Consider the following 17,533-nt stretch of genomic DNA (forward strand, 5'->3'; position numbering starts at 1 on the left):
GTCTATTGGTTTGAAGAAAGGGCCAAATCATAAACTGCAAAAAAAAGAAACATGCGGCTGCGCATGTTTCCTACTATTCTTGCTTATTAACAAAAGGAATCTGCCAATGCTCCGCGTAGTGGGTAAACGGATCTTCCCTTTGACCATTGAATCCCTTAAATTAGATGTTTAATGCTTTGTTGAGATGCGTTTTTAATTGTTCTGCATAAGCTGCTGCATCAGGATGCTTGATGACGTCATGAAAAGAAATGCTTGGCAGCCTTGTTAATCCGACAAACGCTTGCGTGAAGTGAAAATCGGCAAGCACGTCATCAACGGAACGGCCGTTGAAAAATGAGGAAGGGTCGGCAAATACGTCCTTTGGCGCGTTCCAAGTGGTGGAAACCAAGTAGCGTTTCCCATGCAACAGTCCTCCGCGTCCGTATTCCGGGGCGCTGGAATAAAACGTGTCGTGCTGGTAAACCTCTTCAATATACCGTTTTAAAACGGCGGGTGCAGCAAACCAATAAATCGGAAACTGAAAGAGAACCACATCTGCCTGCTGCCACTTGCGCGCTTCTTCTGCAATCTCGTATCCGTCCGCCACGCGCGTTGTCTCTACGGTGAACCCTTCTTCTTTCAAATGACTTGCAGCTGTATCCGCTAGAAATGTGTTCAACGCGCCCTTAGCAGAACCATAGCGCATATCTCTACCGTTAATAATCAGAACCGTCTGCTCGGACATATCGATTCCTCCCTTGGGAAAACTTGTCCTTAAACTCATTATACTTCGTTCACTCATTCAAAAATAGTAAATGATTGGTCCATTTTCGGTGGAAATAATTCTGCATCTTCGCCTCATCGTCCAAGTCAAGAATAACAAAATCTAATCGAACATCCTTAAGCGTCCTAAATGCCTCAAATTCGCTCTTTTTAATGATTCCTTTATACAGGTAATGGTCAATTCCATCAAAACTTGGTTTTCCAAATTCAATTAACGCATGAATTATCCTTTGATTTGTACGATGCATGATCCGATAACGCAGCGGTTTTCGACGAAGGGATAATGAGCCGTATTTATAAGTCACGATCTTGTTCACCGATAATTGATTGGATTGGGCCAATTCATCCTTCAGCTTTTCATACTCAGCTTTTACGGCTTTTAATTGACTTCGATTTTGGCTTATTCTTATCGCCGCATCGTGCAGCGTCACATGCACTTCAGGTGTTCGCTCACCCTTTATCAGTTCCTGCCCCGCTCGATTAAAAGAGGGCTTAACATAATATTCTGGAGTTAAGTGGTACGGTTCAAATAAGTCCAGCAGTTTCTGGTCTTTGTTCAAATTTCGACTGGTCAGTATCGTCAGTTTCTGGAGTAATCCGAGATTATACAGATATTCATTGAGTCCAGGATAATCGTATTGATAAATTTTTTTAGGAATGAACTTCGCAACCAAATGACTGCCAATCTCGTACCTTCTTGATTCACCGCTACTGAGACAGCCACGCACACGGTCGCGAAGTGTCCTCCCTTCCTTTTCAAGTTCTTTTAACCGTTTATACGAACCAGATTCGACAAATGCTTCCATTAATTGTTTCGCATCCCCTCTGTTTGAAGAGAGGGCTTTATTTTTATTTAAATGAGAACAGGACATAACGCAAATGCCCCCTTTTTACAAACAGGATTCAGTCCTTATTGCCCGTTGATTCCAATCCCGATAACGACAGCTTATTTTGCAACGCTACCCGTGCATTTTGACAGGCCATCTGTACAAGATTCTTTTTTGTGCCACGTTTGGGATGGATCAAACGGATACCTAGAAATTCTTGGATCGTTTTTTCATCATCCAATTCCGGCATTAAGATTTCTTTTGGCTTGATCTGGTGATTTCCCAAATAAAATTGTCCCAGATAAGCACGAATACTCGTTTCCGGCTCAGCATACACGGGAAAGAATGAAGCTGCGCGTTGCATTAATTTACCGCAGCGAATATGGAAAACCTGCACGCATAGCCAGCCTTCTTGAAGAGCGTAACCGAACACATCGCGATCGACGAAATCGAGGTTATTGATGCTCTGCTTGTCCATCGTAGCTTCAATACAAGAGATCAAATCATGGAGCTCCTGGGCCTTCTCAAAGTCTAACCGATCCGATGCCTCACGCATCTGCTCTTTTAATTTTCGCGCGACCGCTCTAAACCCGCCATTAAAAAAATGAACGATTTTACGCGTCACTTGGCGATATTCTTCTTCGCTCACTTCTCTGGCACAACATCCAATGCATCGGCCGATCTGGTAATAGAGACATGGCCGCTGGGCAGAAAGTGGGCAGCGCCTTAATGGGTAGAGACGATCCAGCAGTGCTTTCGTTTCATTGGCAGCACTTACATTGGGGAAAGGCCCGAAATACCTTCCCTTATCTTTGCTCACCTGTCGAGTAATGATGAGCCTGGGATGGCGCTCATCCGTTATTTTTATATAGGGATAGCTTTTATCATCTTTCAGCAAGATGTTGTATTTAGGATGATAGTTTTTAATTAAATTATTTTCAAGAATGAGTGCGTCAACATCAGAGGCAGTCACAATAAACGTAAAATCAGCAATTTGACTCACTAATTTCTCCGTCTTTGGATTATGTTTGCCGATGAAGTAAGAGCGCACGCGTCTCTTTAAGATCTTTGCTTTTCCAACATAAATGACCGTACCGCAATGATCCTCCATCAGATAACAGCCGGGCTGTTTCGGAAGCAAGGAAAGTTTATCTCGAATCGCCGGATTCATCTCGTTCACCTCCGCGTTTCATCATCTTTTGGTTGAATCAGCACCTATTGTGTAGGCGTCCTGCTCTGGTTCATCGGTCAAAATTAATGGGCCGGTTCACTCAGAAATCAGTGATCACTCCTACACCATGTGCGCGGATCAGCCTAGTGAATACTTCGGCGCGGCCCGCTCCAGAACGGATCGTGATCAGAATCCCGAAACGAGCCATGGCGCCGCATACAAGACCATGAATAATATCCCGTACCCCACGCCCCAGCGGTGAAGCAGTCCGGAAACAAGTCCGATCAACATGACGCCGCCGATATTCATCCAACCCGCATCCATATACGCAAGCAGGAGAACAAAAGCGCAAAACAAGCCGAGGATTGCTTCGTGGGGAATCCGTTTGAACACAAAGGCACAAATCGATTGCGCATATTTGATTGCCAGCGTATACGTGACAACGAGAGCAACGCCGGCGCCAATCACCGTCGCCAAAATGAAATCAGTCTGCGAAAGGATATGGTGCATATTGTGCGTTGTGGTAAAGACCGGTGGTGCGTCAAACAGCGCATGAGCAGGGCCTATGGCAACCGGAGAAAGGGGTATGCCTAACGCGATCAACGGGATCAGCGTCCCGGAAAGATAGGTCGCGTTTGCCAGTGCATTCATCGTTGTAATGGCAAGCACCGACCGTTCGACCGGATCTTGCGTCCGTTTTGAAAAGAGTTCGCCAAGAAGCGTCGTCATCCCGACCGGGCTAAGAATAAAAGTGAAACAACTGATCAGTGACGCGCCGGCGCTTGTGACCCATTCCTGTTTTTTCAACGCCTGAAACGGATTAAGCGATTTCCATTCGAAGGGCACTTTCTGAAGGGTAATCCTGCGCGGCTGATCACACGTCAGCCGCTCTCTTTTCTCTTTATTCAGTAGCTCAAACAGAGTTAGAATGACCGGTCCAATCGTTATGCCAAGAAAGAATGAGATGAACACTGTGGTTCCCCTTGGTACAATGCCGATGCCCCAATAGAGATAGCGCAGCCCTTCAATGAGCAGTGTGAAAGGGAGAATGGAGGCAAGTGCCAGTAACTTATTCTTACTCAGCAAGGCAAGTAAAACAGCGCCAGCAAAGAAGAGCGGGTTGGCGTACGCTTTAATTGCTTCAGCAAGCGGGATTAGACTTCTTGCAAGCAGCAAACTGACCGGAACACTGACCAGTACACCGATCAGCGAACCCGCGGCCATTTTGCGCAGCGAGCGGTCGGCCATTCCCTTTCGTTTAAGCAACTGCGCATGGTCAACGAGCGGACTTGCCATAACGCCGCCGGGAATCCCGACAATGGCGGCAGGAACCGCATCCATCAGGTTATTGGCAATCACAGCTGAAATAAAAAAGCAGAGGACAATAACGGGTTGAACACCGGCGAGCACTAAGATAAGCGTGACGGGAACCAGAACGGCCGTTTCGTCCGTCCCCGGGATGATGCCAATAATTGTATATAAAAGTGCAGCCGCAACAGCTGCAGCGATCATTTCTGCTAAAAGGATAAGATCCATCCATTATTCCTCACTTTCCGTCTCTTCAAAGATGCGTTTCGGCTTAATGAAGAGTGAGCAAATTATAAACCCGATAACCGCTCCGATTAAGCCAAACAAGAGCGGCATCGGCGCGTGATTTGGTGCAGCAAAATAGCCGCCTAATGTTGTGATGCTGTTGATCACAATCGCGAGGACAAGATCCTTGATCCGGACAACATCATCCCATATTTCAATCATTTCGAAATCCTGTTTTGAACGTGCAGTCATAGATAACGACTCTCCTTTCTGATTCAGTAGGCAGGAGCATGGTGTGCAAGCAGGACCGTCCCCTTTTCACGCCTTTTCTGTTCCCTTACCTGAACGGGTAGCCAGCGCTTCGGGCCGTGGTCCTCTTAGACGTGCCCATTCGAAAGGGGCCCCGCTCAGGATCAGATTCTTGTTCCGAAGTGCCTGTACATTTGAGCAGCCGAGGAGCAGCATAATCTGATTCATCTGTTCTTTCCATTCATTAATCTGGGCAATCAGTCCATCCTTTCCTTCTGCGAGTGCTGTATGAAGAAAGGTTCCTGAAATACCGACCGCACGGGCCCCAAGTGCAAGAGCTTTCAGAACATCCAGCGGATTGCGCACCCCTCCGGACGCAAAGAAGACCGTCTGATCAATATAGGGTTGTGCTTCAAGCATCGAGATGACCGTCGACTGACCCCAGTCCTGCAAGTAGTCAAATCGTGCCCGCTCACGGCGGAGATTCTCAATTGTGATAAAATTCACCCCTCCGTTACCGGCAACATCAATGGCCGCAGCACCTGCATTGATCAGCTTCTGATAAGTCGCACGGCTCATTCCGAACCCCACCTCTTTCACGACAACAGGAACATCAACAGAGCGGACAATCCGTTCCAGATTTTTTAGCCATGAAGAAAAATCGCGATCCCCTTCAGGCATTACGATTTCTTGTGGGGCATTTAAATGCACCTGCAGCCCATTTGCTTCCAGCATCGCGACCGCACGTTTCGCTTGTTCCCCATCGAGTTCAGCACCGATATTCGCAAAAATAAATCCATTCGGATTGACGCGGCGCAGCACCTGGAACGTGTCACGCAATTCCGGGTCTCTTAAGGCCGCCTTCTGCGAACCGGATGCAACCGCAAGCCCCGTTTCTGCCGCCGCCTTTGACAGACATTCATTGATCTTCTTTGTCTTCGCGCTACCCCCGGTCATCCCATTGATAAAGAAAGGAACCGGCCACCTGCCAAAAGACAGATCCGTTGTGTAATTAACCTGCTTAAGGCTCATTTCCGGCAGCGCGTCATGTATAAATTTTACAGAATCAAAATCATTCGTATGCTTCTGGTGGGTTTCCTGAAATAGCCGGACATGCTGATCTTTACGCGATTCCATCTCACGATCCTTCTTCCTTTTGACTCTCTCTGTCCGATACATGCAGATCAAGCGGAGTAATTTCATGTGCGTTCCATTCTTCGATGAGCGCCTTCTGATCGGTCTGCTGATCAGCGAGAACGATGCCGCAGTCGCCTCCGCCGGCACCCGATGGTTTTGCCGCGCCCCGATGGTTTTCGGCAATGGTGCAGAGCTGATGCAGTTTATCGGTTTCAATGAGGATTCCGCACAGCTTGGCCAATTGAGCAAGAATCCTGCGGTTTTCGCGAATCCCTTCCAAAACCAACTCTGGCTGCTGCTTTAAAAAACCGGCGATCATTCTTTCAACACATGTTTTGCTTTGCTTCAAAAAGTGTTGGTAACCTTTTTCCTTACCACGTCTTGCTTTCTCCACTCGATTAATGAGCTTGGCTGTTGAGGCAGGCGTTCCTGTCCAGCCGACAATGAGGTGCAGATCCGTTGGAAGCACAAGCGGCTGAATCGACAACTTCGGCCAATCCAACTCGAGCAGTTCAAGCCAATCATTTTCTGAAGAAATGAACGGCGCCAACCATTTACGATCAAATGAGCTGTAGGCAATCCAACCACCGTAAACAGCGGCAGCAATATCCCCGCATGATCCGTTCCCTTGAACCGCAAGATGTGCAAGGGCAGCCAGCTTGAATACGATTTGTTGATCAATCTTCACATCATAGAAAGCGAGGATTGCCTTAGTGCAGGCAACCGTCACAGCAGCACTGGAACCTAATCCATACTTTCTGCCATCTTTTCTTGTCAGATCACTACTGACGGATAGTTGATAAACGCCAAGTTGTTTTCCGAGCGATCGTATGTACCGCTCGGTTCGTTCGATTGCCGATAAGACAAACCGGAATGGAGAAACATCACCATCCGTGTTCCATTGGTTCGTTGCACTGCGTCTCAAGTCGAGCGTTGCATTTGCCCATTGAATTCGGCCACGTGTTTCCTTTCTTTCAATGGTCACAGTGACGGATTTGTCGATTGCAGCAATGATGGCAGGGTAGCCTGGTTCAACAACCGCATACTCCCCCGCTATATAAAGTTTTCCAGGTGCAGATTGTACGCCATTCAAATTGTGAATGTCTCCTTCACTGAATAGGGTTCTCCAAATAGTCAACGCCAGGTCCCGGCCGGGCAACAGTCAAGGATTCTGGAGGGAAAAATTCAGATAGATCTTCAAGAATCCGATCGACACCTGCTTCCGAGCAAAGCAGTTTGACATTTGGACCGGCATCCATCGTAAAAAAGCACGGTATGCCTTGCTCGCGCAGATAAACGACGCGTCGCATCACAGTCATTGTTCCTTCCTCCCAGTAAGTAAAGGGGGGCTCCGCTGCCAGCATCGCCGCATGCATCTTTAGTGCATTTGCTTCAGCAATTTTGCCAATCATATCCAAATCGTGTTCTCGAATCGCCGGTTCTATTCTGGCAAGATCCCTTTCCGCCTCTTTGATCCAAACTGGATAAAAGGATGATGTCTTGACGGTTCGCCTCATTCCTTCGCGACTGGAAATCTTTTTGGGCTGCTTGTTCACCGCAACGGCCAAGAGGCAAATCGGCCAGTTTGCCGGATCAACCGGCACCGCATAAGAACTCGCATCGTCTGTTCCTTTCATCCATTTAACAAAACCGCCGTAAATCGAACGTGAAGCCGAGCCCGAACCGCGACGCGCAAGCCGAGAGAGCGCAGTTCCCGAGCAGTCCAGGCCGTAGGCACGAGCTGCTGCGGCTGAAAGAGCAGCAAAACCAGAGGCCGAAGACGCAAAGCCGGAGGCCACCGGAACGTGATTCCTGGTTACAATTCGAGCAAACATGTGATTTCTCGATTTTTCACGAACAAGGTCCATAAAACGACTGATTTTTGCAGCGGGAGCGCCGCTTAAAGGCGCGCCAGCCATAATCACTTCATCTTCGTGCAGCCCTTGCAGTGGTTCAACACTAGTTTCCGTATAGAACGCATCGAGCGTAAGCGACAAACTACTGTTCATCGGCAGAATGAGCTGCTCGTCCTTCTTCCCCCAATACTTAATCAAAGCAATATTTGTATACGCGCGTGCAGCAGCATACAATGCACTCACTCTCCTTCTCTCTTATATCAGGTCAGTCCAAGAACCCGGCATTGACCGGAAGATTTCTGCCCTGAAGCGGCTGAATCCAAGTCTTAGCTGCGCCGGCACCCATTAACTTATTTGCTAGATCATGCGCCTTACGCACATCCTTTACCAGTGCGATCATGCAGCCGCCGCATCCCCCGCCGGTCATCTTCGCGCCAATCGCCCCATCCTTCATCGCCGTTGCAACTAAATAATCCAAAGAAGGATGGCTGACGCCCAGCTCTTGCAGAAGAAGATGCGCGTCCAGCAATATGGAGCCCAAGGCTTCTTCTTTTGCGGTCTCCAACGCCTCTCTTGCGCTTGAAGTAAGGACACCTAATTGGTTTACTTTCCGCCGGAGCAGCGCGCTTTGCAGCAGACGTTGTTTCAAGGCGGTGACCGCACGCTTCGTCTGCCCTTTTATACCGCTATCGGCAATGACCAAACAACCGCGCAGCTTATGGTGAATCCATTCCATGCCTTTTCCTTTCATAAAGAAAATCGGATGCGTACTGCTGGCCGCAGCTGCATCGAGACCGCTCGGATTTCCATGAAAATATTTTTCAGAAACGCCGACGAGATTGAGCAGTACATTTCGCTCAAGCGGTGTTTCAAAATAGTTGAATAAACTACGAACTACCGATATCGCAACGGCGGCGCTTGAGCCCATGCCGCGCGCTGCAGGAATCGCACTGTTAATAGTGATCGTTACATCTTTTTCAGGCCGCTTTAAAACGTGCAGTGCGGCCGGAATAACCGTTCTGAGTCCGGCAATCTGATCCGTTCCATCATTCAAAATGCCATTATAGAAGCTGCATTGCAGCCTCAGCGGTCCAAGACAGCGCGTTGTTTGCGTCACTGCATGCACTGCCGGAACGGGCAGAGCAATCGCCGGTTTTCCGTAAACAACCGAGTGTTCGCCAATCAGAATAATTTTACTGCTGCTCACGCCAATTCCAGTTTCGTGGTCTCTCATCATTGTTTCCTCATCTTCCACTAGAGTCTGCAGTATTTATCAAGAAGCACTGCCAAGGGAGGGGTCCCGAATCGTATAAATCCCCCTACCGATGCAGAGATCAAAAAAAACAGTTCAATAATCAGAATGATGCCGTTCGAATTCAAGACCCGTACTTATTTAAGCATTGGTTGAAACGCAGACGACTATTCTCCACTTACACATTTTATTGATAACGATTCTCAATTTCAAGGATAAGCTCAGTTTTTTTTTTAGTCATCGATCCCCGATCAGCAAAACCGTTATGCCGCTGGTCCTCACTCATCAGAAAAAGTCTTGTCTCCTGCGCAGCTATTGTGCTGATAAGAGGTCTATACTGTATGTTTTCATGAAGTGACAATTATGTGACACTCTATTTAACTGGATTGATGCATCCAAAGGCTGTCACAGCAAAAATCCGATAACCATGCATGATTGTACCGAAAAAGCCGGGAATACTATATATTGATTATATTATTGACTTTAATACGATATCTAGTTACGATGAGCAGGAAACGTCGTCGAGAGGAGTAAAATAATGCAGATTAAATTATCAGATGCTTACATACAAAAGATAAAGTCGGAAGTTCAGCCGCACTGGGGTGAACTCGGATGGGTCACCTATAAAAGAACCTATGCCCGCTGGATTGAGCCGCTTGGCCGCTACGAAGAATGGGACGAGACGGTAAGGCGAGTGGTTGAAGGCAATATTAATCTGGATCCGAGACTCCATGCGGATCAGGTATCCGAAGCAACCGTCCGTGAGCTTGGAAAAGAAGCCGAGCGCTTATTTAAACTCATTTACAGCCTGTGCTCCACCCCATCAGGGCGCAACCTTTGGATCTCCGGTACAGACTATCAGCAGCGTGTCGGCGATGCATTGAATAATTGCTGGTTTATTGCGATTCGTCCCCAAGCCTATGGGGACAGCCACATCGTTCCTTTCTATCTGAAGAAAGAGCAGCCGGCCGTATCCATGCCCTTCTCTTTCCTGTTTGACGAATTGATGAAGGGCGGCGGTGTCGGTTTCTCCGTTTCTAGAGCAAATATTCGTCAAATCCCTCCGGTGACGCGTCACGTGAAGCTGGATATTCTAATTAGTAAAGAAAATGGAGATTACGCAGCAGCGCTTGAGGCAGGTGCTCAAGATGCCGATACCTGGTATCAGGATCATGACCGCGCATCTTATCTCTGTTACCAAACGCCGGATACACGCGAAGGATGGGTAGAATCGAACGCCCTGCTCATTGATGCCCACTTCTCGTCTATGATTGACCATGCATCGCATGTGGTCATCGATGTCAGCGCGATTCGTGAAAAAGGGGAAAAAATTAAAGGATTCGGCGGTGTGGCCGCAGGTCCTGTTCCGTTCATTGAAATGCTGGGTGCAGTAAACCGTGTGCTGAATCAGGCAAATGGGAGACAGCTCACATCCGTGGACTGCACGGACATCTGCAATTTAATCGGCAAAAATGTCGTTGCCGGCAATGTGCGCCGCAGTGCGGAAATTGCCCTTGGTGATCCGGACGACCAGGCCTTCGTCACGATGAAACAGGATCAGGAACAATTAATGGATCATCGCTGGGCCTCAAACAACAGTGTGCTGGTCACTCCTGATTTTAATCACTACGATGCGGTTGCCGAGGCGATTGCCAAAAATGGAGAACCGGGTATCGTCAATCTGGACAACATCCGCAACTACGGGCGGTTTGCAGACGGTCGTCAGCCGGGCATCGACGCTGATGCAGAAGGAACCAACCCCTGCGGCGAAATCTCATTAGGAAACGGCGAACCCTGCAACTTATTTGAAGTCTTCCCAGGGATTGCAGAAGAGATGGGCTGGTCGATGGAAGAAGTCTTCAGTCTTGCCGTCCGCTATGCCAAACGCGTCACGTTCTCGCACTATGATTGGCAATGCTCAAGAACAATTATCGAGAAAAATCGGCGCATCGGCATCTCAATGAGCGGCATCCAAGACTGGGTGCTCGAACGATTTGGCGAACGTCTCATCAGCGGATTCGTTGATGCGCAAGACCCGGAAAGCGGAACTTTATATCAAAAACCGGTATTTAATGAGCAAGCGGCACAATGTGTTGATGCCTTTTATCAAATGGTCGTCAAAGCCGATCAACGGTATTCCCAGACACTCGGCTGCAGTCCATCAATCAAACACACAACCGTCAAACCTTCCGGAACGGTCTCAAAGCTTGTCGGGATATCCGAAGGAATGCACTTTAGTTTTGATAAATACTTGATTCAGCGCATCCGTTTTCAGGACAGTGATCCCTTACTGCCCGTGCTGCAAAAAGCCGGCTATACGATCGAAAAAGATGTATACTCTGAAAATACAATGGTCGTCGAATTTCCGGTCAAAGCCGGCAGTGCTGATCATAAAGGCTTTGTATCCGCGAATGATGTATCGATCGGCGAACAGTTTGCGACGCAGCTGTTTCTGCAAACCTACTGGTCAGACAATTCGGTCAGCTGCACCATTACGTTCCATAAAGAGGAAGCCTCTAAGATTGCCGGACTGCTTCAGCAATACCGAAGCCGGTGCAAGTCAACCTCGCTGCTTCCCTACAGCGGACACGGCTTTGCTCAAGCACCGAAAGAGCCGATCAGTAAAGCAGCGTATCTTGAGCGCAAAGCCAAAATTGGCGCGGATGTTGCTGAACTCTATCGAACGCTCCGTCTCAAGGAACAGAAAGACCTTGAAATCGTCGATCAAAGCGACTGCGTCGGTGGCGCTTGTCCGGTAAAATAAGTGACCTGGAGGGTACCATGATGCTGGCCATTCATAAAATGACACTGCTCTCTTTGCTGACTGCAGCCGCGGTCGCCGGTCGACTTGCGATTCACGGAATGAATATCCAACCGGCGACACTCATCATCATCCTGACCGGATGGTTTTTTGGCTGGAAGATGGGGGCTGCTGAAGGGCTATTAACGGCGCTGGTTTCCGATCTGTTTCTCGGCCTCGGCTATTGGACGCTTTTTCACATTGTCGCGTGGGGACTGATCGGACTCCTTTCCGCACTGCTTCCACAGAAGCGGTGGCTCTATTTCTTATGGCTGTTCGTGAGCGGATTAGTGTTTGGTATGATCATGGCTTTGTCCTATTTTGTTTTCACCCAAAATCCCTTAACGGTCGTCGGTCTATGGATCAGCGGACTGCCTTTTGATCTCTATCACGCGGCAGGAAATCTCATTTTCGGTTTGTTTTCTCCGCTTTTGTTCAAAGTCTTCGCAGCTGAAGCCCGTAAATTGAACAAACAGACCCGTTAAGCAAACACCCTACACGAAGAGGAGACAAAAATAATGAAAACCATTTATCGAGTCATCATAGCGCTACTTGCAGCCGCCTTATTATTTGGTGCAGGCTTTTGGACCGGACATCAAACGGCGCAGAACGCTGCAGCAAAACCAGCCGCACGCACGGCTCAAACTGCTGCTCCAAGCGCTTTTATCAGTATTAAGAACGGTTCCCATGTACAAGAAGGCAAAATCGCATTTTCAAAAAACGAAACCGTCTTTAGCCTGCTTCAAAAATTCAGTAAAAAACAGCATCTCGAAATGAGCAGCAGCGGCAGTGGCAAAATGGTCTATGTGACAAGCTTAAACAACAAAAAAGCCTCAAAGAACGCCGGCTGGCTGTTCACCGTTAACGGCAAACAGCCCAATGTCGGCGCTGGTGCCGTAAAGGTTCAAAAAAAGGATCAGATCGTCTGGTACTATAGCAAGTTTTAAAGACTTTAGAACTGAAGCAATGCTGACGAAAGAAGTGAAAAACCATGGCAATTTATACGCGAACGGGTGACAAGGGGCAGACAAGCATCATTGGCGGTCGGCGGGATAAGGACGACATTCGAATCGAGGCCTATGGAACGGTTGACGAAACCAATAGTTTTGTCGGGTTGGCCATTGCCCAGCTTGATCCCGCCCTATTTCAGGATCTTTTGGATGACTTGGAGAAGATTCAACATGAATTGTTTGACTGCGGCAGCGATCTGGCAAGCGTGATTAAGGAACGACCGAACAAATTACACCAAGAAATGGTCGATTGGCTGGAGACGCGGATCGATGCGTTAACCGATGAAGCGCCGAACATTGAACGCTTTATTCTTCCTGGAGGGACTGCCGCATCTGCCTCGCTCCACATCGCCCGCACCGTGGCACGGCGAGCCGAGCGATGCATCGCAGGTCTTATGAAGCAGGATCAGGCACTGTCCTCTCTACCCTTGCGCTATATCAACCGTCTCTCTGATTACTTTTTTGCCGCTGCACGCGTTGCCAACTTTCGGCTCCAGGTAAAGGATGTTGCCTATGTTCGAAGTGCTCGCGTCTTTCGGGGGAATAAGCATGATACTAAGAAATAAGTGCAGCATTAATCCGCCTCATAAAGGCTGGTGTCACCATGCGTCGCTTAGCTAATTTCTTAAATGTAGATGGCATCGATTTGAAACGAACCTTAGTCAATGTGAGCCATTGCCGCAATTGCGGCAGAGCGTTGAATGTCTATAAAATGCGCATGATCGGCGGGCCGCGAAAAGGTTCATGGACGACGATCACCGAGCCTTGTGACTGCTCGTTTTCTCAGCAAGCGCTACAAGAGGCCGACAGAATCAAGCGTGAACGCTTTTACGAACTGTCGACGATCAACGATGCCTTAAAACAGGCGACATTAAAAAATTTTTCCGCTCAGAATGCGTCACAGATCCATGCCGTTGAACATGCCGTTGAATTTGTTGAAAAAATAGGAGAAAATAAGCCGGCGAGAATGTTCTATTATGGCAAACCCGGCCTCGGAAAATCGCATTTAGCCGTGGGGATCAGTAAACTGCTTGACCAAAAATATCATAAAACATGCTTATTTATCGATGTTCCAGCTCTAAAGCTCATCTTTAAATCAACCTGGACGAAGGAGAGTACGCTCACTGAACGCGATCTGATGACCTTCATCGCCGATGCCGATCTGCTCATTCTGGATGACGTTGGTGCAGAAGGGATTACTCCATGGTCGAAGGAGCTCATGTTCGCCATACTCAATGCGCGATTATCGAAAAGTCTGCTGGTGACGACAAATCGATCAATCTCAGAACTCGATCTCGATTACGGTCCTAAAATTATCGACCGTTTTCTAGAGAATATGTCCAAAGCGGATCTTGTACACTTAGACGGTGACTACAGCTATCGTCTTGCACGCTTTATCGAGGATGATGAACAGTAAAAAGAAATAACGGCGTCGAGCTGCTCGCATCAACAGAGCGCGACCGTGGGCGATCCAGGAGCCTCCTCGACTGAACCTGTAAGGCTTGCGGGGTCTCCTCCGGCTCGCGATCAACGGGAACGCTCCGCAGGAGTCTCGCATCTTCGCGCTTAATCCCAAAATAGACGTTTTTTAAGGGTGTCTCAAAAGTCAATTGACTTTTGAGACACCCTCTTTTTGATTGATCAGACATAGCGGCGCTTCAAGCTCTTCCGAATCAAGCAGTGTCACTTTTGCCGCTCAAATCGTTGTTCGTCAATAACTTAAATTTGCGCAATAAAGTTTCTGGCGTCGTACCCTGAGAAGCGTCGTCCAAAATGAAGATGCTTGTGGCGCAAAATAAGACAGTTATTCCCAAGGCTTCTCAAGCGTCAGTCCTGCAGTAAATTCTTTCGTTTGCTGTTTGCGTTTTTTCCGACTCTGATAACGGTTTTCTGCACTTTCAAAAAGGAACTGTTCCTCCTCGGTTTCAGGAATTACTTTAGGAACTAAAGTCGGCTTTCCATAGTCATCAAGTGCTACGAAAGTTAAAAAGCACGTCGTGCATAATTGACGTACACCGGTTTTAAGATTTTCATCAATAATTTTCACAAATACTTCCATCGAGGTGTTGTGACTCCATGTCACGAATGCCTCTAAGCAAACTGACGAACCCGCATAGATCGGTCGCAGAAAATCAACCGAATCAATAGAAGCAGTTACAACGAGCCTGCGCGAATGGCGAGTGGCAGCCGTTAAAGAAATATTATCCACATGCATCATCAGTTTTCCACCGAAAAATGTGCCATGGTTATTTGTATCGTTTGGTAAAACGTGAATTGAGGTCACTGAAAATGATTCTCTGGCCTTTTTCGATTCCATAGTTGTCCTCCTTCATCGACCCTTCTGAGTTCATACTGAAAATCCTCTGTATTCGCAACAGACGGTTCGTGATTTGAATTTATTATTTATGATTGGGTTTGGCTTTGATAACAATATATTGGTCGCTTTTCGCCGGTTTCGATTCGACGATATATCTGCCGTCCCTTTCAATCCATGGCGGTGTATGCTTGCAATATAAATGCAGTTCTAGAAAGGGAGTCTGGGATATAAAGGGCTTTAACGCCTGTTTTGACGTGACTTCTGGAAATCTCTTCTGAAGTTTGACCAAATCTAAAAAATAGACATCTTTATTTTCAGTCGGTACCGGTACTGCTTTTTTCAAAATTTCTTTCTTAACCGCATTGTCGCTTTCAATGGAATGGATTTCTCGGATGATTGCTTCAAACTGTTCATCCGAGAGTTGATTTACCTGAAAAACATGAAACCCGGCTTTGTCAAAAACGACATAAGGAATTCCGCTAATCTCTTTCCCGACAAGAATTTTGCAATCATAAATCAAAGGAAGTAGCTCCTCAACATACTTTCTTTGTGCCCGAATAGAGCGCGGCTGTTGATTATTCATTTTTATTTTTCTGTTAATCACCCATCTTTTTTCGATCTTTTCATAAACAATCAATTGATCGGCCATTTTAAATGGGCACAGTCCGTTTTCCGATGAAAACACTACGAGCTTAGCCATTGTTACCCTCCCCCTGCTTCATGCCTAGCTTAGCTGCTTGTCCCTAGCTTCCTCTTGTCAAAATAAAGGTGTCGCTTATGATTGCCTGCAGAAGTGATTACCATGAAATAAATGTAATTATCAGTCAATTAAAAGCAGGAAAATAGCTGATGTGAACACGCAACTCTATAACAAACGCGTGATTTTCAGAAACTTTTTTTGGATGTCTTCTGCTCTTTCAATAGACACACCAAAATTAAAGATCGGCCGAGCAATGCGTATCAGCTGTAAAAAATCACAGTTCCCCGTCCTCTCACCGATCCCCAGCAATGTTGTATCTGCATAGTCGCAGGAGGAACCCTTTAAGGATTCAATTGTATTGGCTAATGCCATTCCCAAATCGTTATGCCCATGAAACCCAAACTTCGGCTAAGGCTTTGCAGACACCGACAATCGTTCAAATTTATGTCTGCATAAAGACGGGGTCGCTGTGCCAACTGTGTCCGAGAGTCGAATTCTTCTAATATTAAAATCCAGTAAAATATTGATAATCTCATACATAAAATCATCATTCGAACGAAAAGCATCCTCAAAACCAATCGATATATTTTTCATTCGATAATTAATCAACAGTTCCAGACAAGCAAATAATTGCTCCATTATCCAATTTTCGTCCTTATGAAGATTTGAATGAATTTGAATACCTGACACCGGAATACTGATATGAATAATATCCGGCTGACAGTCAATACAGTGCTGCAAATCGCTTAGTGAAAGTCTGGACCAGACAGCAATCTTTGCATTTTTCTTATTTCTAATGATTTGATAAATGGTTTCTTTTTCATATGCGCTTTCAGATGGTATACCGACTTCAATTTGACTGACACCGGCATTATCCAGCAAAGAAGCAATGGCTATTTTTTGCTGACGTGTAAAGCTTATCGACGGGGACTGTTCGCCATCTCTTAACGTAGTATCAACAATATATTTTCGCTTTTTCATCGCTCTCATTTTCTGACTCATCATTAAGAGACTCCCTTTCTAATTAATTGATACACTTCATTTGGACTACTTCGTCGACAATTTTTCTGAACTCCGCATCGCTAATCTTAGCGTTTTTATTGATACTTAACGTCTTGACCTTTTGCAAAATTTGCGGCAAAAACCGTTCATCTAAGTTAAGATCCAATTCCTTTATTTTTATCGCGAGTGACGCCCTTCCACTTTTCTTTCCCAAAACGATCTGCCGCTTTTGACCGACGGATTCAGGATCATAAGGTTCATAACAATGTGGATTTTTTCGAATGCCATCAACATGGATACCCGATTCAACCTGAAAAATTTCTCTTCCGATGATTGCTTTATGTTTCAAAAAAGGAACACGCGTGATCCTTTCAATTAATTCCCTTATTTGCGAAAATTTTTGACATTCATGTTTGCCCATTAGCCGACGATGAATATGAAGGACGCCCATCAATTCCTCTAATGGTGCATAATCCTTTAAAGCACCAAAGGAAGTGACAATATTTGTATCATTGTCCGAGAGGGCCCACTCCGAAGCGATCGCGGTTGCGCATTTGAGCCGATTCATCGGGCAGAATTCAATTGTTCCGTTGGTCATTTCGTTTATCTTTTTAAAAATCGTTTCATAATCATGAAGCATCGCGTCATCTAATCCGCTGATCCGTATTTTTCGAAGCTGAGAATAGTGATTTAATTTGTCAACTTCAGTGATATGATCAATTTTAATTTCTGTCGATACGGATTGATCGCCAACTATATAGAAATTTTCACAAACAAATTCGTTAAATTCTGGATATTTATCTCGGTCCGAAAGATTGTTGATTCTTAATACATAGTTTCCTTCTGGGGGAAGCGGTTTTACCGCTTGATAGACTTTTTCTGAGAGTTCAAGCTTATCGCAGCTTATTTTTAATAAC

General features: G+C 46.5%; 17 protein-coding genes and 1 pseudogene. 5 read left to right on the forward strand and 13 right to left on the reverse strand.

Annotated elements, in window-relative coordinates; genetic code table 11:
• Positions 1 to 160: 160 nt before the first annotated feature.
• From SIN01_RS10625 to mvk, 9 genes are all read right to left on the reverse strand, one after another.
• Positions 161 to 724, reverse strand: coding sequence for an NAD(P)H-dependent oxidoreductase (locus SIN01_RS10625; RefSeq protein ID WP_010025332.1), 564 nt, complete (start codon positions 722 to 724; stop codon positions 161 to 163).
• Between the two features lie 49 nt (positions 725 to 773).
• Positions 774 to 1,568 (reverse strand): hypothetical protein, encoded by a 795-nt coding sequence (locus SIN01_RS10630; RefSeq protein ID WP_029548201.1) that lies wholly within the window; start codon positions 1,566 to 1,568, stop codon positions 774 to 776.
• Positions 1,569 to 1,665: 97 nt separating this feature from the next.
• Positions 1,666 to 2,760, reverse strand: a complete 1,095-nt coding sequence (gene uvrC / locus SIN01_RS10635; RefSeq protein WP_052766814.1) for an excinuclease ABC subunit UvrC — start codon at positions 2,758 to 2,760, stop codon at positions 1,666 to 1,668.
• A gap of 186 nt (positions 2,761 to 2,946) precedes the next feature.
• Positions 2,947 to 4,296 carry a tripartite tricarboxylate transporter permease gene (locus SIN01_RS10640; protein WP_010026966.1) on the reverse strand — a complete coding sequence of 450 codons (1,350 nt, stop codon included), beginning with the start codon at positions 4,294 to 4,296 and terminating at the stop codon, positions 2,947 to 2,949.
• Between the two features lie 3 nt (positions 4,297 to 4,299).
• Positions 4,300 to 4,545, reverse strand: coding sequence for a hypothetical protein (locus SIN01_RS10645; protein ID WP_010026965.1), 246 nt, complete (start codon positions 4,543 to 4,545; stop codon positions 4,300 to 4,302).
• 66 nt (positions 4,546 to 4,611) lie between these two features.
• Positions 4,612 to 5,679 carry a type 2 isopentenyl-diphosphate Delta-isomerase gene (gene fni / locus SIN01_RS15450; RefSeq protein ID WP_010026964.1) on the reverse strand — a complete coding sequence of 356 codons (1,068 nt, stop codon included), beginning with the start codon at positions 5,677 to 5,679 and terminating at the stop codon, positions 4,612 to 4,614.
• A gap of 1 nt (position 5,680) precedes the next feature.
• Positions 5,681 to 6,772 (reverse strand): phosphomevalonate kinase, encoded by a 1,092-nt coding sequence (locus SIN01_RS15455; protein WP_010026963.1) that lies wholly within the window; start codon positions 6,770 to 6,772, stop codon positions 5,681 to 5,683.
• Between the two features lie 16 nt (positions 6,773 to 6,788).
• Positions 6,789 to 7,769: a diphosphomevalonate decarboxylase gene (mvaD, locus tag SIN01_RS10660; RefSeq protein ID WP_010026962.1), complete on the reverse strand. Its 981-nt coding sequence runs from the start codon at positions 7,767 to 7,769 to the stop codon at positions 6,789 to 6,791.
• Between the two features lie 31 nt (positions 7,770 to 7,800).
• Positions 7,801 to 8,772 (reverse strand): mevalonate kinase, encoded by a 972-nt coding sequence (gene mvk / locus SIN01_RS10665; protein ID WP_237760114.1) that lies wholly within the window; start codon positions 8,770 to 8,772, stop codon positions 7,801 to 7,803.
• 553 nt (positions 8,773 to 9,325) lie between these two features.
• On the opposite strand from mvk, the gene nrdJ reads away from it, so the two are divergent.
• From nrdJ to SIN01_RS10690, 5 genes are read left to right on the forward strand one after another with little or no spacing between them, the layout of a single operon-like run.
• Positions 9,326 to 11,551, forward strand: a complete 2,226-nt coding sequence (nrdJ, locus tag SIN01_RS10670; protein WP_010026329.1) for a ribonucleoside-triphosphate reductase, adenosylcobalamin-dependent — start codon at positions 9,326 to 9,328, stop codon at positions 11,549 to 11,551.
• A gap of 17 nt (positions 11,552 to 11,568) precedes the next feature.
• On the forward strand, positions 11,569 to 12,072 hold the full coding sequence (locus tag SIN01_RS10675) for an ECF transporter S component (protein ID WP_141306073.1): 504 nt from the start codon (positions 11,569 to 11,571) through the stop codon (positions 12,070 to 12,072).
• A gap of 33 nt (positions 12,073 to 12,105) precedes the next feature.
• Entirely contained in the window at positions 12,106 to 12,534 is a 429-nt protein-coding gene (locus SIN01_RS10680; RefSeq protein ID WP_010026331.1) for a DUF4430 domain-containing protein, read from the forward strand.
• Between the two features lie 44 nt (positions 12,535 to 12,578).
• Positions 12,579 to 13,163, forward strand: coding sequence for a cob(I)yrinic acid a,c-diamide adenosyltransferase (locus SIN01_RS10685; protein ID WP_010026333.1), 585 nt, complete (start codon positions 12,579 to 12,581; stop codon positions 13,161 to 13,163).
• Between the two features lie 38 nt (positions 13,164 to 13,201).
• Positions 13,202 to 14,014 carry an ATP-binding protein gene (locus SIN01_RS10690; protein ID WP_047034799.1) on the forward strand — a complete coding sequence of 271 codons (813 nt, stop codon included), beginning with the start codon at positions 13,202 to 13,204 and terminating at the stop codon, positions 14,012 to 14,014.
• Between the two features lie 387 nt (positions 14,015 to 14,401).
• Here SIN01_RS10690 and SIN01_RS10695 read toward each other — a convergent pair whose 3' ends face one another.
• The 4 genes and pseudogenes from SIN01_RS10695 to SIN01_RS15065 form a co-directional block, all read right to left on the reverse strand.
• The gene (locus SIN01_RS10695; protein ID WP_010026629.1) at positions 14,402 to 14,914 is read right to left on the reverse strand and encodes an acyl-CoA thioesterase; all 513 of its coding nucleotides are present in this window, start codon (positions 14,912 to 14,914) and stop codon (positions 14,402 to 14,404) included.
• Between the two features lie 82 nt (positions 14,915 to 14,996).
• Positions 14,997 to 15,614, reverse strand: a complete 618-nt coding sequence (locus SIN01_RS10700; protein ID WP_010026628.1) for a Fe-only nitrogenase accessory AnfO family protein — start codon at positions 15,612 to 15,614, stop codon at positions 14,997 to 14,999.
• 165 nt (positions 15,615 to 15,779) lie between these two features.
• A pseudogene (locus tag SIN01_RS10710) lies at positions 15,780 to 16,619 on the reverse strand (hydroxymethylglutaryl-CoA lyase-like TIM-barrel protein).
• A gap of 19 nt (positions 16,620 to 16,638) precedes the next feature.
• The coding region (locus tag SIN01_RS15065) for a homocitrate synthase/isopropylmalate synthase family protein (RefSeq protein WP_170215009.1) at positions 16,639 to 17,533 on the reverse strand (895 nt) is incomplete at its 5' end.

It is taken from the genome of Sporolactobacillus inulinus (genome assembly GCF_006539285.1).
GTDB classification, from domain to species: domain Bacteria; phylum Bacillota; class Bacilli; order Bacillales; family Sporolactobacillaceae; genus Sporolactobacillus; species Sporolactobacillus inulinus.